The organism is Knoellia tibetensis (assembly GCF_048606415.1).
GTDB lineage: Bacteria > Actinomycetota > Actinomycetes > Actinomycetales > Dermatophilaceae > Knoellia > Knoellia tibetensis.
The window spans coordinates 1,880,304-1,898,520 of sequence record NZ_JBMBWF010000001.1 but is presented as its reverse complement, the minus strand read 5'-3'; the positions used below and the strand labels follow the sequence as shown (position 1 = coordinate 1,898,520).

The following is an 18,217-nucleotide window of genomic DNA, read 5'->3' as shown; positions in this document are numbered from 1 at the left end:
GGTGCCGTGCACTCCGTCGGGACGGGGCGCAGTCCGGCCGTCGGCACGGCGGCAGCGAGGAACGGCATACATCGCCCTGACCGCGGGTACGCGCCACTGGGAGCGGCACGTCATTGCCTGAGGCGACCGCATCGCGAGGACAGCCCGACGAACGACGACAAGGAGCACCACATGAAGGCACTCACCTGGCAGGGCAGGAAGAACGTCCGCGTCGAGGAGGTCCCGGACCCGACGATCCAGGAGCCGACCGACGCGGTCATCCGGGTCACCTCCACCGCGATCTGCGGGTCGGACCTGCACCTCTACGACCCGCTCGGGCCGTTCCTGTCCAAGGGCGACGTCCTCGGGCACGAGACGATGGGGGTCGTCGAGGAGGTCGGTCCCGAGGTCACGCACGTCAAGCCCGGCGACCGCGTCGTCATCCCGTTCAACATCTCGTGCGGTCACTGCTGGATGTGCGAGCACGGGCTCATGTCGCAGTGCGAGACGACGCAGGTCCGCTCCCAGGGCAAGGGCGCGGCGCTCTTCGGCTACACCGAGCTCTACGGGTCGGTCCCCGGTGGGCAGGCGGAGTACCTGCGGGTGCCGCAGGCTCAGTTCGGGCCGATCCCCGTGCCCGACGGGGTGCCCGACGAGCGCTTCCTCTATCTCTCCGACATCCTGCCGACGGCGTGGCAGGGGGTGGAGTACGCCGAGGTGCCCAAGGGCGGCAGCCTCGCGGTCTTCGGACTCGGCCCGGTGGGGCTGCTCGCCGTCGCGATCGGCGTCCACCGCGGCCTGCGCGTCATCGGCGTCGACAACGTCCCCGAGCGGATGGCGAAGGCCGAGGCCTACGGCGCGACCGTCGTGAGCTCCGACGACGACCCGGTGTCCGAGATCATCCAGCTCACGGCCGGCAGGGGCGTCGACGGCACGCTGGACGCCGTCGGCATGGAGGCTCACGGCAGCCCGGTCGCCGAGGCGGCCATCAAGGGGGTCGGTTTCGTGCCCGACGTCCTCGCCAAGCCGCTCATGGAGCGGGCCGGCATCGACCGGCTCGCCGCGCTGCGCGCCTCGATCGGCGCCGTGCGGCGCGGCGGGACCGTCTCGGTGAGCGGGGTCTACGGCGGCATGACCGACCCGATGCCGATGATGGAGATCTTCGACAAGCAGCTCTCGCTGCGCTTCGGCCAGTGCAACGTCAAGCGCTGGGTCGACGACATCGTCCCTGTCGTCATGGAGGACGGTGACCCGCTCGGCCTCGAGTCGCTCGCGACGCACCGGCTGCCCCTCGATGCGGCTCCGGACGCCTACGCGATGTTCCGCGCCAAGGAGGACGGCTGCATCAAGGTCGTGCTCAAGCCCTGAGGCACCCGCGCGCCTGCCCGGCCGTGCCCCTCCGTCCCCCTCAGCGAGGTGACGGGGCGGCGGCCGGGTCGCGCAGGTCGTCGTCGGCCTCGGTCGCTGCATCCGAGCCGTCGGGGGTCATGACGATGCGCATGCGGGTCGGCGCCATGCCGTGGTCGATGCCCCACAGCACCGCCTGGCTCCGGCTCGTGACGCCCATCGTGCGGTAGGCCGAGCGGATGTAGGACTTCACCGAGTTGATGCTGAGGTAGGTGCGCTCGGCGATCTCGTTGTTGCTGAGGCCGCTCGTGACGAGCGCGACGATCTCGGCCTCCCGCGGGGTGAGGCCCTCGTCGCGACCGGGCCACGAGCCGGTGGGGATGACCGGCTCCTCGGAGACCGTGACGAGGTCCAGGTGACCCTCGTGCACCCGCACGACGGCCTCGGCCAGGCTCGCACCGTCGAGCGACTTGGGAAGCGCCGCGTGCACCCCGCGTGCCCGGGCCGAGGCGATGAGGTCCTCGCTGAGCGTCCACGTGTAGAGGACGAGGCGACCGACCCGGCCACCGCCCGCGAGCTCGTCGAGGTCGTCCTGGGAGAGGTCGGTGCGGGCGAAGGTGTCGTAGAGGACGACGTCGACCGGCAGCGCCGGCGTGGTCTGGGTGTCGAGCTCGACGACGCGGATTCGGTCGGCGAAGGGCTCGAGCATGGCCGCCACCCCGCGCACGATGAGCTCGTGGTCGTTGACCACTGCGACCGTGACGGGCCGCCGCGCGGAGGGGGTCATGGGTGCACGCTACCCGCCGGTCGCGACCTCCCGGGACGGAGTCGGCACGGTCCCCTGTCAGCTCGCAGGTGGCAGGAGGATGGGCATCCGGGTCGGCGCCATGCCGTTGTCGATGCCCCACAGCACCGCCTGGCTGCGGGTCGAGACGCCCATGGCGCGGTAGGCCGAGCGGATGTAGGACTTGACGGAGTTGATGCTGAGGAAGGTCTGCTCGGCGATCTCGCCGTTGCTCAGCCCGCTCGTGACGAGCGCGATGACCTCGGACTCGCGGTGGGTGAGCCCCACCGACCTCCCGGGCCAGTCCTCGCGCCGTCGGCCACCTCCGGGGAGGTCGTCGAGGGCGAGCCCGTCGCGGATCCGGCAGAGCGCCGCTGCCAGCTGCTCCCCGTCGAGCGACTTGGGCAGCGTGGGCACGCCGCGCCTGCGGGCGCCGGCGACGACGGCGTCGTCCGGCGACCAGGTGTAGGCCACGACGTCGCCGACGTGCGGACTGTTCTCGAGGGTCTCGACGTCGGGCCCTCCCTCCGGTGGCTCGAGCAACGGGTCGACGAGGACGACGTCCACGTGCCGGGTGAGCGGACGTGCCTGCGCGAGCCGCACCACGCGCACGCGGTCGGAGTGCGGGCGCAGCATGGCCTCCACGCCGAGGCGGACGACCTCGTGGTCGACCACGGCGACGCGGACGGGTCGGGAGCGGACCGGCGTCACGTCGTGCCCCTACCCCACGGAGGGGCGGTGGAACCGCTCAGTCCGACGAGGGGTTCCGGAGGACGAGGCGGTCCGGCTCGCAGGACACCAGCCCGCTCCGGTCGAGCTCCCCGAGCCAGCCACGCATCGGCCACTCCCCCCAGCGCCGGTGGAAGAGCGTGGCGTTGCGGACGATGTCGGCGACGTGCTCGACCGGCGGCGTCGAGACGGGGTGGAACTGGTGGAAGGCATCCGCACCGCCGACCCACACGAGGTCGACCCCTCGCGAGCGGGCCAGCCGCCCGAAGTCGGTGTCCTCGGCGCCGTAGCCGACGTAGCCCTCGTGGAAGCCGCCGATCCGGCGCCATGTCGGTGCGGACAGGGCGCAGCTCAGCGACCAGAAGAGGTCGGGGTCACCGCGCCGGAGGACCGAGCCGTCGGCCGGGTCGGGTCGCGCCGGATGCGGCGCGCGCAGCCCGGCGAGGTCGTCCGGGTCGTCCGGAACCCGCTGACCCTCGTGGAGGTAGGTCACCGGGCCGCAGAGGAGGGCGTCGCCGGCCCGCATGAACGCGTCGACGTAGCGGGAGACGAGGCGAGGACCGGGCACGCAGTCGACGTCGAGGAGGACGACCCGGGCCGCCCCGTCGGAGAGCGCGCGTTCCACCCCGGCGTTGCGGCCCGCCGCGACCGGCAGGCCGAGCGGGTCGGTCCCGATCTCCAGCACGGTGGTGCGCACCGCCTGATCGAGGATGACCGGCACCTCCGCGTCGTCGATCGCGACGACGACGTGGTGCACCGCCGGGGCGACCCGGCGCAGCACCCTCACCTGCTCGCGCAGGTGGTCGTGCCGACCGTGCACGACCGTGACGACCGTCGTGCGCTCACCCACCGCCGACCACCTCGACGAGCGACGCCGCCCGCGCGACAGCGCCCTCCGAGCCCCAGCGCTCCCAACCGGCGCCCCCCTGCGCGATGGCGGACTCGACGCGGTCGGGCCAGCACACCGCGGTCTCGTCGTCCCCCACCACCGTGGCGATTCCCGCACCGGCGAGGACCGCGCCCATGTGCGTCTGCTCTGCGAAGGGGCGGCGCTGCGGCACGACGACGGACGGCAGGCGCCAGGCCGCGACGTCCGCGATGGCGTTCTGGCCGGCATGCATGACGACGACCTCCGAGCGGGCCAGCTGCTCGCGCACGTCCGGGACCCATGCGGACCCACCCACGACTGTCCAGTCGACGTCGGCCACCGCCCCGGTCACGGTGTCGACGAGGGCGGGGTTGTCGAACCCTCCGGACCCGGACAGCACGAGGCCGCGGCGCCGGCCACCGCGACGCTCTTCCCTGCGGCACGGGCCGTCGGCGCCGTGGCGCGAGATCCCGCCGACGGCGACGACCCGGTGGTCGTCGATCCCGTCGCCACCCGTCCCGCCGGTCGTGCGCCAGAGGTCGCCGGTCGCCCAGGCGGGCCACGGCGCCAGCACGGCTGTCGCAGCGGCGTATGCCGTCGTGTGGGCCGAGTCGGTCCGCTCCCCCGGCTGCGCGACGACGACGACGGGAACACCGAGCAGTCGCACGAGCACAGCGACCTCGCACGAGACGTCGACGACGACGACGTCGGGCTCCTCCACCTGGACCCAGCGGGCGATCGTCGTCATGCGCTCTCGGAACCCGCTGTGCCACAGCGGGGCCCAGTGCATCGACCCGTGCATCGCCACGTCGAGGTCGTGGTGCGACGACGTCTCCGGCACCGGTGCGTCCATCGCGAGCCGCACCGTCGACAGCGAGGCCCGGTGGGCTGCCGCGTCGTCGAGGTCGCTGCCGAGGAGCGTCACGCTCGCACCCCGCGCGACGAGCTCCCGACCGACGACGTGGGCGCGGGTCCGGTGACCGGCCCCGTGGTGGTGGACGTACCAGCCGACCTTCACGACGTCGCCCGGCGCGAGAGAACGAGCTCGCGATAGAGCTCGATGTGCTCGGCGACCATCCGTTCGCTGCCCAGGGCCGCCAGCGCGGACTGCCGCACGTCCCTGCGCGAGACGGCCTCGTCCACGGCAACCGCGAGGCGCGCGGCCACCTCCTCGTCGCTGCCCTCGGGGTCGACGAGGACGCCGAGGGACGGTGCGAGGAACTCGCGCAGACCACCGCGGTCGAGCGCGACGACGGGCGTGCCGGACACGGCCGCCTCGGCGGCCACGAGGCCGAACGGCTCGTCCCACCTGGGTGTCACGAGGGCGACCGCACACTCCCGCACCTGCGCGACGAGCTCTCGGTGGGAGAGGTGGCCGACGTGCACGACGTCGTCGCCGAGCTCCGGGGCGACCACCTCGTCGAACCAGGCGCGGTTGCTCACCGGGCCGACGATCCGCAGCCGACGGCCGGCCCGGCGGGCCGCGGCGATGGCGAGGTCGGTGCCCTTCTCAGCGGTGAGCCGGCCGACCCAGACGAGGTCGTCACCGCCGGTGCCCTCGCCGAGCCCGTCGTCCTCCACGCCGTTGAGGATGACCCGCGGTGGTGCCGTGAGGGTGGTCCACCCGCTCGCGTTGGCCACGCTCACGCTGACGAACTCGGCCCGCGGCGGCGCGAGCGCGATCCCCAGCTCCATCCACGGGTAGGGCGGGGTGTGCAGCGTCGTGACCAGGGGGACCCGCAGCGCCGTGCTCAGCGCGAGCGGCAGGAAGTGCAGGCTCTGGTTGTGGACGAGGTCGACGTCGTCCCGGGCGAGCAGGTCCGCGACGGCGCCGGTGAAGGACGTGAGGTCCGAGAGGAACCCGATCTCGGGCATCGAGGGGTCCTGCCGGGCGAGGTCGCTGAGCCGGGGCCGGCCGACATAGGGGACGAGCTCGTCCGCGAGGTCGATGTCGGTGCCGTCGACGGCATACAGGCGTACGAAGTGCCCGAGAGAGCGCAGGCCGCGCACGAGGAGGGCGGTGTGCGTCTCCTGGCCGCCGGCATACGGCTCCGAGATCGGGTGGCGCGAGGTGGCGACGACGGCGATCCGCACGTCAGCGCACGCCGCGCACGACGTGAGCCCTCACCGGCGCCGCAGCCACGAGGTGGGCCGGTCCAGCAGTCCCGCCGCACCACGCTGCTGCTCGCCGAGATAGGCGTCGAGGACGAGCAGGCCGCCTGTCGCCACCGGCGTCGCCCACTGAAGCCAGCGCATGCGGTCGGCGAGCTCCTTCGTGCGACGCCTCGCAGCGGGGTCATCGTCCGCCTTCTCCTGCGCTTGACCGAGGTGGGCTCCGTTGACGTATGCCGCCGCGCTTGCCGCGAGCGCGGCCCCGGTGAGCGCCGTCTTGAGCACGACGGCGACCGTCGTCGGCGGGTGGAGCACCGTGCGCCGCCGGTTGTCCGCGACGATCGCGAGCCCGCTCAGCAGGTGCAGCCCGATGGCCGCCCCCTGCACCGGGCCCCACGCGTTCCAGCCGCGGTCGGAGATCTGCGCCCGCTCGCGCTCGTCGTCGCCCTCGCGCGCCGCCGGGTTGAGGCCGACCGCGCCCATGAGGGAGCCGCCGAACCACGCGGCGTTCGTCACGAGATGGGTGGCCCGGATCGCGGTGCTGGAGAGCGTCATGCTGCTGACGCTAGGCACCGGCGGGTGCCCACGCTCCACCCCAAAGGGCGGAACCAAGCGGTGGGCGACCGGCATACGGTGGAGGCATGGGAACCCACATCTCCAGGCGCGACGACGTCGACCCCTCCGAGGGCGAGCGCGAGTACGGCGACGTGACGTTCGCCGACCCGACGAACAAGAAGTACCCGATCGACACCGACGAGCACGTCCGCGCGGCGTGGTCCTACATCAACAAGAAGTCCAACGCCGCGAAGTACGACGCCGACGAGGTCGAGGCCATCAAGGGGCGCATCACGCGCGCGGCCAAGAAGCACGGCATCGAGATCGACGCCGACTGACGCCACGGGGCCGCCGGCGGCCCAACGCTGCGCTCGCAGCGGATCCGCAGCCGATCCGCAGCGCCCGGCTCGACAGTTCTCGACGACCACCCCCGTCGAGAGGACCCGAGATGAAGCGCCTCGTCACCACCGTCCTGGCCGGCGCCGCCGCCGTCTGCGCCGTCGTCGCCTCCGCCCCCGCGGCCAGCGCCGAGAGCAACACCACCACCTACGCGGGCTGCCGCGGCGACCTCAGCAGGTCCGTGCCGATCACGAACGCCAGCGGCACGGTCCTCAGCCGGGTCCAGATCTGGGAGTACGAGCGCTATCGGCTGTCCGAGGTGTGCGTGAAGAACGTCCACGTCGGCGGCACCGTCGGGAAGTCGATGTGGACGATGGTCTCGATCGGCAGCCTCTACGACCGCGGCGACTACTCGCAGTACGCCGGCGCGATCCGCCGCAGCGGCGCGTGGGACGGCTCCTACGATATCCAGGTCGGTGGGGCGAACCCGGCCAACCCGGACCGCGACTACGCGTGCATGAAGGTCGACGGCCGCATCGGCGACCACTGGGCACCCAACATCTGGCTCTGCTGGTCGAACTACCTCTGACCCGGGTCCGGCGCCCCTGACGCCGACCCACGGGGGGCGAGCCGGTATGCCGTGGTGCGGCGCGGCATACCGGCTTCGCCTTGCCGTGTGGTCGAGCGCCGGGGCGGTGGGGTCAGGCGGGCTCGCCGGGCTCCGGTGCGTCGAGCGTGAGGTCGACCATGATCTCGGTCGCGAGCTGCTCCAGGTCGGACTGGAGCGCCGCGAGGTCCGTGCCGGCGGGCGCGGTCGCGGTCGCCACGGCCTCGAAGAGCTGTCCCCCCGCCTCGGGCGTGGGCCGGGTCCCGCTCACGAGCTCGGCGACGCTGAGCCCGTGGTCCGCGAGGACGCCCGAGACCGCGCCGACGATGCCGGGACGGTCGTTGCCGAGCAGCTCGACGCGCACCGGGACCGGCGCTTCCTCGGCGGCGTCGGCGCGACCGGCCCGGGCTGCTGACGCCATGGCACCCTCGTCCGCGGCGCCGTGGACCGTGACGTCGAGCAGGCCTTCGAGCGGGGCGAGCGCCTCGCGCAGCGTGTCGGCACGGTCGTCGGGGACGGTGACGACGACGATCCCGGCGAACTTGCCGGCGAGCTCGCTGAGGTGGCTGCGCTCCCAGTTGCCGTCGTTCGCGGCGATGACGTCGGCGAGGGCCTTGACGAGCCCGGCACGGTCGTCACCGATGACGGAGAGGACGAGTGTCGTGGTCACGTTCGCAGCGTAGCCCCGTCGGCCTCGGCGGCCGAGTGCCCGAGCGGCCCGAGCGGCCCCGGCGAACGGTGGCCGCACGGGTGGAGGATCGCGGGGATGTGGGTCCCTGCGATCCTCCACCCGGGACGTGCCGGGGACGCGGCGTCAGGCGTTGGCGCGCTTGGCGAGACGCAGCCAGGTGTCGACGACGGTGTCGGGGTTGAGCGACATCGACTCGATGCCCTGGTCGAGCAGCCAGTCGGCGAGGTCCGGGTGGTCCGAGGGGCCCTGGCCGCAGATGCCGATGTACTTGCCGCGCGCCTTGCACGCCTCGATCGCCATGCTCAGCATCTTCTTCACCGCCGGGTCACGCTCGTCGAACGAGCCGGCGACGAGCGCCGAGTCGCGGTCGAGGCCGAGGGTGAGCTGGGTGAGGTCGTTGGACCCGATCGAGAACCCGTCGAAGTGGTCGAGGAACGCGTCGGCGTTGACGGCGTTCGAGGGGACCTCGCACATCATGACGACCTGGAGGTCGTTGTCGCCGCGCTTGAGCCCGTGCGAGGCGAGGAGGTCGATGACCCCCTCGGCCTCGGCGAGGGTGCGGACGAACGGGATCATGATCTTGACGTTGGTGAGGCCCATCTCGTCGCGGACGAGCTTGAGCGCCTCGGCCTCCATGGCGAAGCACTCGGCGAAGTCGTCCGAGAGGTAGCGAGCAGCGCCCCGGTAGCCGATCATCGGGTTCTCCTCGGTCGGCTCGTAGCGCGGGCCGCCGACCATGTGGGCGTACTCGTTGGACTTGAAGTCGCTCATCCGCACGATGACCGGCTCGGGCGCGAAGGCCGCGGCGAGCATCGAGACGCCCTCGGCGACGCGCCTGACGAAGAAGTCGCGAGGCGAGTCGTAGGCCGCGATGAGCTGTTCGATCTCGGCCTTGAGCCCCGGCTCCTGGTCGTCGAGCTCGAGCAGGGCACGCGGGTGGATGCCGATCTGGCGGTTGATGACGAACTCGAGGCGGGCGAGGCCGATCCCCTTGTGCGGCAGGCGCGAGAACTCGAAGGCCTGCTCCGGGGTGCCGACGTTCATCATGATCCGCACCGGGATGTCGGGCATGTCGTCGAGCTCGGTCTCGGTCACCGAGAACTTACGCATCCCGTCGTAGACGAAGCCGGTGTCACCCTCGGCGCACGAGACGGTGACCTCGCGGCCGTCGGCGAGGTCACGGGTCGCCGAGCCGGTGCCGACGACGGCCGGGATGCCGAGCTCTCGGGCGATGATCGCGGCGTGACAGGTGCGGCCGCCGCGGTTGGTGACGATGGCGCTGGCCCGCTTCATCACCGGCTCCCAGTCGGGGTCGGTCATGTCGGCGACGAGGACCTCGCCGGGCTGGAAGTCGTGCATGTGCTCGGCGGACGAGAGGACGCGCACCGCACCGGCGCCGATCTTCTGGCCGATGGCGCGGCCCTCGACGACGACGTCGCCACGCTCGTCCATCCGGAACCGCTGGAGGGTCGAGCCGGACTGGCGCGACTTCACCGTCTCGGGGCGGGCCTGGAGGATGTAGAGCCTGCCGTCGACCCCGTCCTTGCCCCACTCGATGTCCATGGGGCGGCCGTAGTGCTCCTCGATCCTGAGGGCGTGCTCGGCGAGCTCGGTGACCTCGGCGTCGGTGAGGCTGAGCCGGACGCGGTCGGCCTCGTCGACGTCGACGAAGTCGATCGAGCGGCCGACCTCGGAGTCGTCGGTGTAGACCATCTTCGTGGCCTTGCTGCCGACGCCGCGCTTGAGGATCGCGGGGCGGCCGGCGCGCAGGGCGGGCTTGTGGACGTAGAACTCGTCAGGGTTGACCGCGCCCTGGACGACGGCCTCGCCGAGGCCGTAGCTGCTCGTGACGAAGACGGCGTCGGGGAAGCCGGACTCCGTGTCGATCGTGAACATCACGCCCGAGCTGCCGATGTCGGAGCGGACCATGCGCTGGATGCCGGCCGACAGGGCCACGGCCTCGTGGTCGAAGTTGCTGTGCACGCGGTAGGCGATCGCGCGGTCGTTGTAGAGCGAGGCGAAGACCCGCTTGATCGCGAGCAGGATGTTGTCGATCCCGCGCACGTTGAGGAAGGTCTCCTGCTGCCCCGCGAAGCTCGCGTCGGGCAGGTCCTCCGCCGTGGCGCTCGAGCGCACCGCCCAGCTCACCTCGTCGGGCGCGGCTCCCGCCTCCGAGACGAGACGCTCGTATGCCGTGCGGATCTCGTCCTCGAGGTCGGCCGGGAACGGCTGCTTCTCCACGGTGTCGCGGATCTCCGCACCGGCGGCGGCCAGGGCCCGGGTGTCCTCGACGTCGAGCTCGCGCAGGATGCCGTTGATCCGGTCGGCGAGGCCCTCGTGACCGAGGAAGCGGCGGTAGGCGTCGGCCGTCGTCGCGAAGCCGTCGGGCACGCGCACGCCGGCCTTCGACAGGTGCTGCACCATCTCACCGAGGGAGGCGTTCTTGCCGCCGACGTGCTCGACGTCGTCGAGACCGAGCTCCGCGAACCAGGCGATGTTGGTGCTGCCGGCTCCCTGCTGGGTGGCGGTCATGGCGGTCCTTTCGTCGGGGCGTCGTCGCCCTCTGCTGCTCAACCGAGGTCGGGGAGCCGGCTGCTCTGCATGATCACGGCAGCCATCTCCTCGACGGACATCTTGGCGGAGTTGATCGACGGGATCCGATGCGACCTGTACATCGCCTCGGCCCGGCGCAGCTCGTAGCTGCACTGGGCGAGCGTGGCATAGGTCGATCCCGGCCTGCGTTCGCCTCTCACCTGGCTGAGCCGGGCGGGCGTGGAGAGCAGCCCGAAGCACTTCTCGGCGAGCGGCCGGATCGGGCGCGGCAGGTCGGCGGAGTCGAAGTCCTCGGGCACGAGCGGGTAGTTCGCGACCTTGAGCCCGTGCTGGAGCGCGAGGTACATCGAGGTCGGCGTCTTCCCGCACCGCGACGGCGCGACGAGGATGAGGTCGGACTGCTCGAGGTTGCGCAGGCTGGCACCGTCGTCGTGTTCCATGGCGAACTCGATCGCCTTCATCCGCTGGTCGTAGCGGACCGTGTCGCCGACACCGTGGAGCGCGGTGACGTTGTGGGTGGCGTTGACGTGCAGGACCCGCTCGACGGTGTCGAGGTGCGAGCCGAAGAGGTCGATGAAGGCCGCGCGGGTCCGCTGGAGCTCCTGGCGGATCTCCTCGTCCGAGACCGTCGAGAAGAGCAGCGGGGTGACGGCGTCGGTCATCACGTCGTCGACCTGCTCGACGACCGACCTGGCCTGCTCGACGGAGGTGATGAACGGGATCTTGCGGCGGACGAAGGTGAGCCCCGGGAACTGGGCGAGCAGGAGGTTGCCCAGCGTCTCGGCCGAGATGCCGGTGCCCCCGGCGACGAAGAAGACCGGCGTCGGGGTGTCGCTCGCCGCCGCCTGGGTCGCGTCGGGTGTCGTCGTCATCGGCTCAGCGCAGGAGGAGGTTGAGGACGACGGTGAGCACGACCGAGAGGACGACGGAGACGAGGATCATGACGAGGCAGCCGGCAGCGCCTCCGACGGGACGGATCTGCACAGGGCTCATGCCTCCGATCGTGGCACAGTCGCCCCGGCAACGGACGCGGTGTCAGGACCCGGCCGGCCAGTCGTCGCGCACAGCGGCGCCACCCTCGACGACGTCCTCGCTCTCGCCGGTCGCGTCGGTCCACGAGTCCTTCGGCCGGTAGCCGAGGTCGAGCATCGTGTTGGTGAGGTCCCACCGTCGGTTGGGGTTGTCGGAGATGGCGTAGTAGACGCCGTAGGGGACCTCCGCCTCGATGGCGCACCTGAAGACCTGCTCGGTGTCGTCGTCGCTGAGCCACATCGCGCGGAGCAGCTCCTCGTCGGCGAGCGTCGGGTCGCCCGAGCTCCAGCCGATCCGCAGCGAGATGACGTCGAGCCCGTGCTCGTCGTGGTAGAAGCGCCCGAGCGTCTCGCCGAAGACCTTCGAGACCCCGTAGAGCGAGTCCGGCCGCGGCAGGTGGTGCGGATAGACCGGCCACTCCTCGTGCCGGTCGTACATCCCCATCGCGTGGTTCGACGAGGCGTAGACGACGCGACGCACCCGGGCCTCACGTGCGGCCTCGAGGACGTTGCGGTAGCCGACGATGTTGGCGGTCAGCACCGCGTCCCAGTCGGCCTCCGGCGAGGCCTCCCCGGCGAGGTGCAGCACCGTGTCGACGCCCTCCATGAGCGGCAGTACGTCCTCGTAGCTCGTGAGGTCCGCGCGCTCGAGCTCGCCCTCCTGCTCGGGCGTCTTCGGGGTGCGGCCGTGCTGGACGAGGTCGTAGTCGTCGGCGAGCCGGTCGACGAGCAGCAGCCCGATCGTCCCGGTCGCCCCGGTGACGAGCACCCGCCGCCGGGCGCTCACGCGAGCTCCTCGACGCGCCCGCACTGCCCGACGCGCCGGTCGTCCTGGTTGCCGCCTGTCCCGGGCATCGCGCCCTCCCTTCGCCGTCCCCCCACCGTATGCCGGACACGCACCCCGCCGCCCCCTCCTGCGGGTGCCCGCTGTGTTCGTCCACGGACGCCCCGGGGCACCGGACCCACGTCCGGCTGCTCCCGCGCCCAACCCTCGACACCCCGGGTCGGGCGCAGGAGACTCGGGAATGCGGGCTCGGGCCCGGTGGTTGAATCCTCAACGACCTTGCCACGAGGTCCCATGAAGGAGGACGACGATGCCTGCTGTGACTGCCGACACGCTGACGCTGCCCCGCCTGGACCGGCCCGCCGAGGGCGCGACGGACCGTCAGGTGCGCCGCCAGGTCTCGGGGCCGAAGGGCTTCGAGGGTGAGGGCTTCCCGGTGACCCGAGCGTTCGCCGGGATCCCCGTGCAGGAGCTCGACCCGTTCGTCCACATGGACGAGATGGGTGCGGTGAACTACGCACCGGGCGAGCCCCGCGGAACCGACTGGCACCCCCACCGCGGCTTCGAGACCGTCACCTACATCATGGACGGCCGCTTCCGGCACCAGGACTCGCACGGCGGCGGCGGGATGATCGAGAACGGGGCCACGCAGTGGATGACGGCAGGCTCCGGGGTCCTGCACATCGAGACCCCGCCGGCCGAGCTCGTCGTCTCCGGGGGCCTGTTCCACGGCGTGCAGCTGTGGGTCAACCTGCCGTCGGCGAAGAAGTGGTCCGACCCGCGCTACCAGAACCTCGAGGGCACCGACTCGACCCTCGTCACGACCCATGACGGCGGCACGCTGCTCCGCATCATCGCGGGCTCCATCGGCGGCCGGCGCGGACCCGGCGACACCCACACCCCCATCACGATGGCGCACGCGACCATCTCCCCCGGCGCGCAGGCCGAGATCCCGTGGAACCCGGCATACAACGGGCTCGTCTTCGTCTTCTCGGGCAACGGGTCCATCGGTCGCGACCGGCGACCCATCCGCCCGGGCCAGACGATCGTCACCGGCCCCGGCGACCTGCTGACCCTCACGGCCGACGAGCGCCAGGACGTCGAGACCCCGGCGCTCGAGGTGCTGCTCCTCGGTGGGCAGCCGATCCGCGAGCCTGTGGTGCAGTACGGCCCGTTCGTCATGAACACCAAGCGCGAAGTGGTGCAGGCGTTCGAGGACTTCCGGGCCGGACGGCTCGGCCGGGTCCCGGCGGACGGGCTGCGGCCCTACCGACCGACCGACGAGGAGCTGCGCGCCGCCGTCGCCGGGATGGCGCACGGGGACGTGCACACGCGCACGACCGACGAGCGCTGAGCCCGCGGGCGCCCGAAGCGCGGCTCAGCCGTCCGTGACCAGCACGACGACGAGGGTGCGCGGGCCGTGGACGCCCTCGACCCGCTGGAGCTCGATGTCGCTCGTCGCGCTCGGCCCGCTCACCCACGTGAGCGGCCGGCCGCGGTGGGCCTCCCCACCGAGGAACCGCACGGCGTCGGGCACGTCGTCGACGACCTGGTCCTCGCGGACGACGCAGACGTGGGTGTCGGGCACGAGGGTGAGCTCGCGACGCCCCTGGTCGGATCCGTGGTCGAGGACGACGGTCCCCGTGGCCGCGATTCCGAGCGCCGCGGCGGTGACGACGGCGTCGATGCGGTCGAGCTCGGTCGCCGAGCCGGCGTCGTCCTCGCGCACGACGTCGAACCCGGCCTCGAGAGCGGCCACCCACGCGGGGTCGAGCCCGGTCGGCACCACGACGCTGCCCAGCCCGAGCCGGGTGAGGACCTGCGCCACGGCGCCGGGCACCTCGGCGGCGCGGACCCGCACGACCTCGGCCCGGTAGTCGGCGACGTTCTCGGCGAACACCCCCACCAGGTCGTCCGACTGATGGCGATTTCGCAGAGCGCCGAGGGACGAGGCGCTCGGCGAACTCGCCATCACTCGGGGTGAGGTCGTGACGTCGGCGGTGGCCGCCCGGACCCGCGCGAGGATCTCGTCGCGCGCACTCACGGCTCTCCTGCCGTGGGGTCCGGTCCGTCCCCCGTATGCCGTCCGCTCTCGTCCGCGGTCCAGGCGCCCTCGTCGCCGTGCTCGCGGGCCCACCACTGCCGGAAGGTCTCCGTCGGCGGCGTCGGGACGTCACGGGCGTCGGTCCACGCACCCAGCCCCGGCACCCGCCGCACGGTCCGCCCGCGCAGAACTCGACCCGCGGTCGTCGCACCTCGCTGGGCGACGGCGAGGCGACGCGGGTCCGAGAGCACCCAGGCGGCGGCCCTCATCGCCGCCGACTCGGCTCGGTGGCCGGGCTGCTCCGCCACCTCACCTCGCAGCTCGACGAGCAGCTCGGGAATGTCGATCCGCACCGGGCAGGCGTCGAAGCAGGCGCCGCACAGCGACGAGGCGTAGGGCAGCGACCGGTCGACCTCGCTCGCGGTGCCGCGCAGCTGCGGGTTGAGGACGGCGCCGATGGGCCCGGGATAGACCGAGCCGTAGGCGTGGCCCCCGGTGCGCTCGTAGACGGGGCACACGTTGAGGCAGGCCGAGCACCGGATGCACCGGAGCGCCTGTCTCCCAGTGGGATTCGCGAGGACGTGGCTGCGGCCGTTGTCGAGGAGGATGACGTGGACCTCCTGCGGCCCGTCGCCGTCGTGCACTCCAGACCACATCGTCGTGTAGGGGTTCATCCGCTCCCCCGTGCTCGAGCGCGGCAGCAGCCGGAGCATCGGGGCGAGGTCGTCCCACGTCGGGAGCACCTTCTCGATGCCGACGACGGAGACGAGCGTCTCGGGGAGGGTGAGGCACATCCGCCCGTTGCCCTCGGACTCGACGACGACGAGGGTGCCGGTGTCGGCGACCGCGAAGTTCGCGCCCGACACCGCGACCTTCGCGCGCAGGAACTTCTCGCGCAGGTGGAGCCGGGCCGCCTCGGCGAGACTGGCCGGGTCGTCGGTGAGGTCGTCGGGCGCGGGCCGCCCGACGCGGCCCATCTCGCGGACGAAGACCTCGCGGATCTCCCTGCGGTTGCGGTGGATCGCGGGCACGAGGATGTGGCTGGGGCGGTCGCCGAAGAGCTGCACGATGAGCTCGGCGAGGTCGGTCTCCCACGCGGAGATCCCTGCGGCCTCGAGGGCCTCGTTGAGCTCGATCTCCTGGGTCGCCATCGACTTGACCTTGACGACCTCGTCGACGCCCTTGGCCCGCGCGATGCCGACGACGATCGCGTTGGCCTCGTCGGCGTCCCGCGCCCAGTGCACCGTCGCGCCGTTCGCGGTGAGCGAGGCCTCGAGCTGCTCGAGGTAGTCGCCGAGCTGGGTCAGCGCCTCGTCCTTGGCGTCGGCGCCGGCGACCCGCAGCGCCTCCCACTCCGGCACCTCTCCGACGACGGCGGCCCTCTTGGCTCGGATGGTGTGCGTCGCGGCCCGTAGGTTCTCGCGTTGCTGCGTGTTCGCGAGGGCGACGCGCGCGGCGTCGGGGAAGGACGGCATACCGACGAAGGTCGGTGAGGTGCGTTGTGCCGGCGGCGTGCTCATGCGGGGTCCCCGCGAAGGATCCGGAGAAGCGCAGCGGGGCGAGGACCTTCGTGGGGTGCGTTCACGGCATGTCCTCCTTGGTCGACGCGAGGACCTCGGCGAGGTGCATCGTGCGTATGCCGGCCCGTCGCCTCCCGAGGATGCCGCCGATGTGCGCCAGGCACGAGTTGTCGCCGGCGACGAGGACCTCGGCCTCGGTGCCGGCGACCCGGTCGGCCTTGTCGCTGCCCATGGCGACGGACACCTCCGGGTTCTTCACCGCGAAGGTGCCGCCGAAGCCGCAGCACTCCTCGGCACCCGGCAGCTCGACGAGGTCGATGCCCTCGACGGCCCGCAGGAGCCGCAACGGGCGGTCACCGACCCGGAGCATGCGCAGCGAGTGGCAGGTCGGGTGGTAGGTCACGCGGTGCGGGAAGAACGCCCCCACGTTGGTGACGCCGAGGACGTCGACGAGCAGCTCGGACAGCTCGTGGACGCGCGTCGAGACCCGCTCGACCTCGGCTGCGAGCCCGGTGTTCCCGGCGCCGCGGGCGACCGTGGCGTGCTGGTGGCGGACCGAGCCGACGCACGACCCCGACGGCGCGACGACCGCGTCGTAGGAGCCGAAGACGTCGACGAAGCGACGCACGAGCGGCAGGGCGTCACCGGCATACCCCGTGTTCGTGAGCATCTGGCCGCAGCAGGTCTGGGCGGCAGGGAACTCGACCCGGCACCCGAGCCGCTCGAGGAGGCGCACGACCGCCTTGGGCGTCTCCGGCCACATCGTGTCGTTGAAGCACGTCGCGAAGAGCGCCACGCTAAGGCCTGCGCCCGGGAGCTGCGCTGAGGTCATCGCTCCATCCAACCAGTCACGGGCCGCCCGCACCCGCTGCCGCGGCCGGGTACCCGTAGGGAGGTAGTGGACGGTTGAACGACCTGCCTACGGTCGCGGCGAACCCCTGCCAGGAGGCACACCATGAGCGCGACCCCGCCCGTCCCCACGCCCGAGTCCGTCCACGAGCACCTCTCCGCCTGGGTCCTCGACCCCGACTACCCCTGCCTCGGCGCCCGCGCGGTCTTCAACCGCGACCGCGGCCACGTCGTCACGACCGGCCGGCTCGGCAGCGCGAGCAGCAGCCTCGACGTCTACCAGGCGCTGCGGTCGTTCGGCGAGGACGCGGATCCCGGCGAGGGCTTCACCTCGCTCGTCGCCGCGTTCGGCGGTGCGGTGCCGCCGACCGAGGCCGCCTTCGAGCAGCGGCTGTGGACGACCCTGCAGCACCTCCACGACTTCGACGACAGCGCGTGGGACTCGAACGTGTCGAGCGACCCGGCGGACCCGGAGTTCTCGTTCAGCATCGGCGGCACGGCCTACTTCGTCGTGGGGCTGCACCCGCACGCCTCGCGCGACGCCCGTCGCACGCCGTGGCCGGTGCTCGTCTTCAACCTGCACTCGCAGTTCGAGGAGCTCAAGGCGAGCGGGCGCTACGACCACATGCGCGACCTCATCCGCAGCCGCGACCTCGAGCTCCAGGGCTCGCTCAACCCGATGATCGCCGACCACGGCGAGGTCTCCGAGGCGCTGCAGTACTCCGGGCGCAGGGTGGAGCCGACGTGGGAGGCGCCGTTGGAGCGCGACAGGGTGGGTTCGTGACCCAGCCCCTCGCCGACGGGTTCAGCCGTCTCTCCCCACAGACCGGCACGCACGTCCGGCTCGCCGCCGGTGACGTCCTCACGCTCCTCGACCCGACGGGGGTGCAGGTGAGCGACCTCTACTGCGTCGCGGCCGACGACGTCGCCGAGAGGCTCTCGTCGGGCCGGTCGATCGACTTCGAGAACAGCATCCGCTTCACGACCGGGTCACGGCTGTGGAGCAACCGCAGCCGGCCCATGCTCACCGTCGTCGAGGACTCGTGCGGCACCCACGACTTCCTCCTCACCCCGTGCAGCCAGCAGACGTTCGACATCCTCTATCCCGACCTCGACGGGGCCGAGCACCCGAGCTGCTTCGCCAACCTCGTGGGCGCGCTCGAGCCCCACGGGGTGCGACCCGACGACATCGGGACCACGCTCAACGTCTTCATGAACGTCTGGGCCGACGACTCCGGCGAGCTCCACATCGACCCGCCGACGAGCGTGGCCGGCGACCGGTTCTCGGTGCGCGCCGAGATGGACCTCCATGTCGGCATCACGGCCTGCTCGGCGGAGAAGTCGAACGGCGGCACGTGCAAGCCGATCGACTACCGGGTCTCCTCCGCGTGGCGAGGTGCCGCGCCCGAGCAGACGTCCTAGCGT

19 protein-coding genes are annotated in these 18,217 nt (G+C 72.1%); 6 read left to right on the top strand and 13 right to left on the bottom strand.

Going from position 1 to position 18,217, the window contains the following annotated elements; translation table 11 throughout:
• Window positions 1-171 precede the first annotated feature (171 nt).
• On the top strand, window positions 172-1,347 hold the full coding sequence (locus ACOJV7_RS08765; RefSeq protein ID WP_420189753.1) for a zinc-dependent alcohol dehydrogenase: 1,176 nt from the start codon (window positions 172-174) through the stop codon (window positions 1,345-1,347).
• 40 nt (window positions 1,348-1,387) lie between these two features.
• On the opposite strand, the gene ACOJV7_RS08760 is transcribed toward ACOJV7_RS08765, so the two are convergent.
• Genes ACOJV7_RS08760 through ACOJV7_RS08735 form a run of 6 tightly spaced genes read right to left on the bottom strand, consistent with a single transcriptional unit; the run spans window position 1,388 to window position 6,374 of the window.
• Window positions 1,388-2,113 carry a response regulator transcription factor gene (locus ACOJV7_RS08760; protein WP_420189752.1) on the bottom strand — a complete coding sequence of 242 codons (726 nt, stop codon included), beginning with the start codon at window positions 2,111-2,113 and terminating at the stop codon, window positions 1,388-1,390.
• Window positions 2,114-2,170: 57 nt separating this feature from the next.
• On the bottom strand, window positions 2,171-2,821 hold the full coding sequence (locus ACOJV7_RS08755) for a helix-turn-helix transcriptional regulator (protein WP_420189751.1): 651 nt from the start codon (window positions 2,819-2,821) through the stop codon (window positions 2,171-2,173).
• A gap of 37 nt (window positions 2,822-2,858) precedes the next feature.
• Entirely contained in the window at window positions 2,859-3,689 is an 831-nt protein-coding gene (locus tag ACOJV7_RS08750) for a glycosyltransferase family 2 protein (protein WP_420189750.1), read from the bottom strand.
• Entirely contained in the window at window positions 3,682-4,725 is a 1,044-nt protein-coding gene (locus tag ACOJV7_RS08745; RefSeq protein WP_420189749.1) for a glycosyltransferase, read from the bottom strand. Before ACOJV7_RS08745 ends, ACOJV7_RS08750 begins: the two co-directional genes overlap by 8 nt.
• On the bottom strand, window positions 4,722-5,801 hold the full coding sequence (locus ACOJV7_RS08740; RefSeq protein WP_420189747.1) for a glycosyltransferase: 1,080 nt from the start codon (window positions 5,799-5,801) through the stop codon (window positions 4,722-4,724). The genes ACOJV7_RS08745 and ACOJV7_RS08740 overlap by 4 nt, the downstream gene beginning before the upstream one ends.
• A gap of 30 nt (window positions 5,802-5,831) precedes the next feature.
• Window positions 5,832-6,374: a hypothetical protein gene (locus ACOJV7_RS08735; RefSeq protein ID WP_420189746.1), complete on the bottom strand. Its 543-nt coding sequence runs from the start codon at window positions 6,372-6,374 to the stop codon at window positions 5,832-5,834.
• A gap of 86 nt (window positions 6,375-6,460) precedes the next feature.
• Here ACOJV7_RS08735 and ACOJV7_RS08730 point away from each other — a divergent pair, with 86 nt between their 5' ends.
• Window positions 6,461-6,712: a DUF6582 domain-containing protein gene (locus tag ACOJV7_RS08730; RefSeq protein ID WP_420189745.1), complete on the top strand. Its 252-nt coding sequence runs from the start codon at window positions 6,461-6,463 to the stop codon at window positions 6,710-6,712.
• Window positions 6,713-6,822: 110 nt separating this feature from the next.
• Window positions 6,823-7,302: a hypothetical protein gene (locus ACOJV7_RS08725; protein WP_420189744.1), complete on the top strand. Its 480-nt coding sequence runs from the start codon at window positions 6,823-6,825 to the stop codon at window positions 7,300-7,302.
• A gap of 112 nt (window positions 7,303-7,414) precedes the next feature.
• Here the strand turns inward: ACOJV7_RS08725 and ACOJV7_RS08720 are convergent, their stop codons facing one another.
• From ACOJV7_RS08720 to ACOJV7_RS08705, 4 genes are all read right to left on the bottom strand, one after another.
• Window positions 7,415-7,990, bottom strand: coding sequence for a glycine cleavage system transcriptional repressor (locus ACOJV7_RS08720; protein ID WP_420189743.1), 576 nt, complete (start codon window positions 7,988-7,990; stop codon window positions 7,415-7,417).
• Between the two features lie 144 nt (window positions 7,991-8,134).
• Window positions 8,135-10,543, bottom strand: coding sequence for a phosphoenolpyruvate synthase (gene ppsA, locus ACOJV7_RS08715; protein WP_420189742.1), 2,409 nt, complete (start codon window positions 10,541-10,543; stop codon window positions 8,135-8,137).
• Between the two features lie 38 nt (window positions 10,544-10,581).
• On the bottom strand, window positions 10,582-11,436 hold the full coding sequence (locus ACOJV7_RS08710) for a pyruvate, water dikinase regulatory protein (RefSeq protein ID WP_420189741.1): 855 nt from the start codon (window positions 11,434-11,436) through the stop codon (window positions 10,582-10,584).
• A gap of 163 nt (window positions 11,437-11,599) precedes the next feature.
• Complete coding sequence (locus tag ACOJV7_RS08705; protein ID WP_420189740.1) at window positions 11,600-12,382, bottom strand: NAD-dependent epimerase/dehydratase family protein; 783 nt, start codon at window positions 12,380-12,382, stop codon at window positions 11,600-11,602.
• 307 nt (window positions 12,383-12,689) lie between these two features.
• Between ACOJV7_RS08705 and ACOJV7_RS08700 the strand changes: the two genes are divergently transcribed.
• Entirely contained in the window at window positions 12,690-13,733 is a 1,044-nt protein-coding gene (locus ACOJV7_RS08700) for a pirin family protein (protein WP_420189739.1), read from the top strand.
• 24 nt (window positions 13,734-13,757) lie between these two features.
• On the opposite strand, the gene ACOJV7_RS08695 is transcribed toward ACOJV7_RS08700, so the two are convergent.
• From ACOJV7_RS08695 to ACOJV7_RS08685, 3 genes are all read right to left on the bottom strand, one after another.
• Window positions 13,758-14,423 (bottom strand): LutC/YkgG family protein, encoded by a 666-nt coding sequence (locus ACOJV7_RS08695; protein WP_420189738.1) that lies wholly within the window; start codon window positions 14,421-14,423, stop codon window positions 13,758-13,760.
• Window positions 14,420-15,943, bottom strand: coding sequence for a LutB/LldF family L-lactate oxidation iron-sulfur protein (locus ACOJV7_RS08690; protein WP_420189737.1), 1,524 nt, complete (start codon window positions 15,941-15,943; stop codon window positions 14,420-14,422). The genes ACOJV7_RS08695 and ACOJV7_RS08690 overlap by 4 nt, the downstream gene beginning before the upstream one ends.
• Before the next feature lie 61 nt (window positions 15,944-16,004).
• Complete coding sequence (locus ACOJV7_RS08685; protein WP_420189736.1) at window positions 16,005-16,775, bottom strand: (Fe-S)-binding protein; 771 nt, start codon at window positions 16,773-16,775, stop codon at window positions 16,005-16,007.
• 123 nt (window positions 16,776-16,898) lie between these two features.
• Here ACOJV7_RS08685 and gntA point away from each other — a divergent pair, with 123 nt between their 5' ends.
• Together gntA and ACOJV7_RS08675 are read left to right on the top strand one after the other, a co-directional pair.
• Window positions 16,899-17,576 carry a guanitoxin biosynthesis heme-dependent pre-guanitoxin N-hydroxylase GntA gene (gene gntA, locus ACOJV7_RS08680; protein WP_420189735.1) on the top strand — a complete coding sequence of 226 codons (678 nt, stop codon included), beginning with the start codon at window positions 16,899-16,901 and terminating at the stop codon, window positions 17,574-17,576.
• Entirely contained in the window at window positions 17,573-18,214 is a 642-nt protein-coding gene (locus ACOJV7_RS08675; protein ID WP_420189734.1) for a DUF1989 domain-containing protein, read from the top strand. Before gntA ends, ACOJV7_RS08675 begins: the two co-directional genes overlap by 4 nt.
• Window positions 18,215-18,217: the final 3 nt, after the last annotated feature.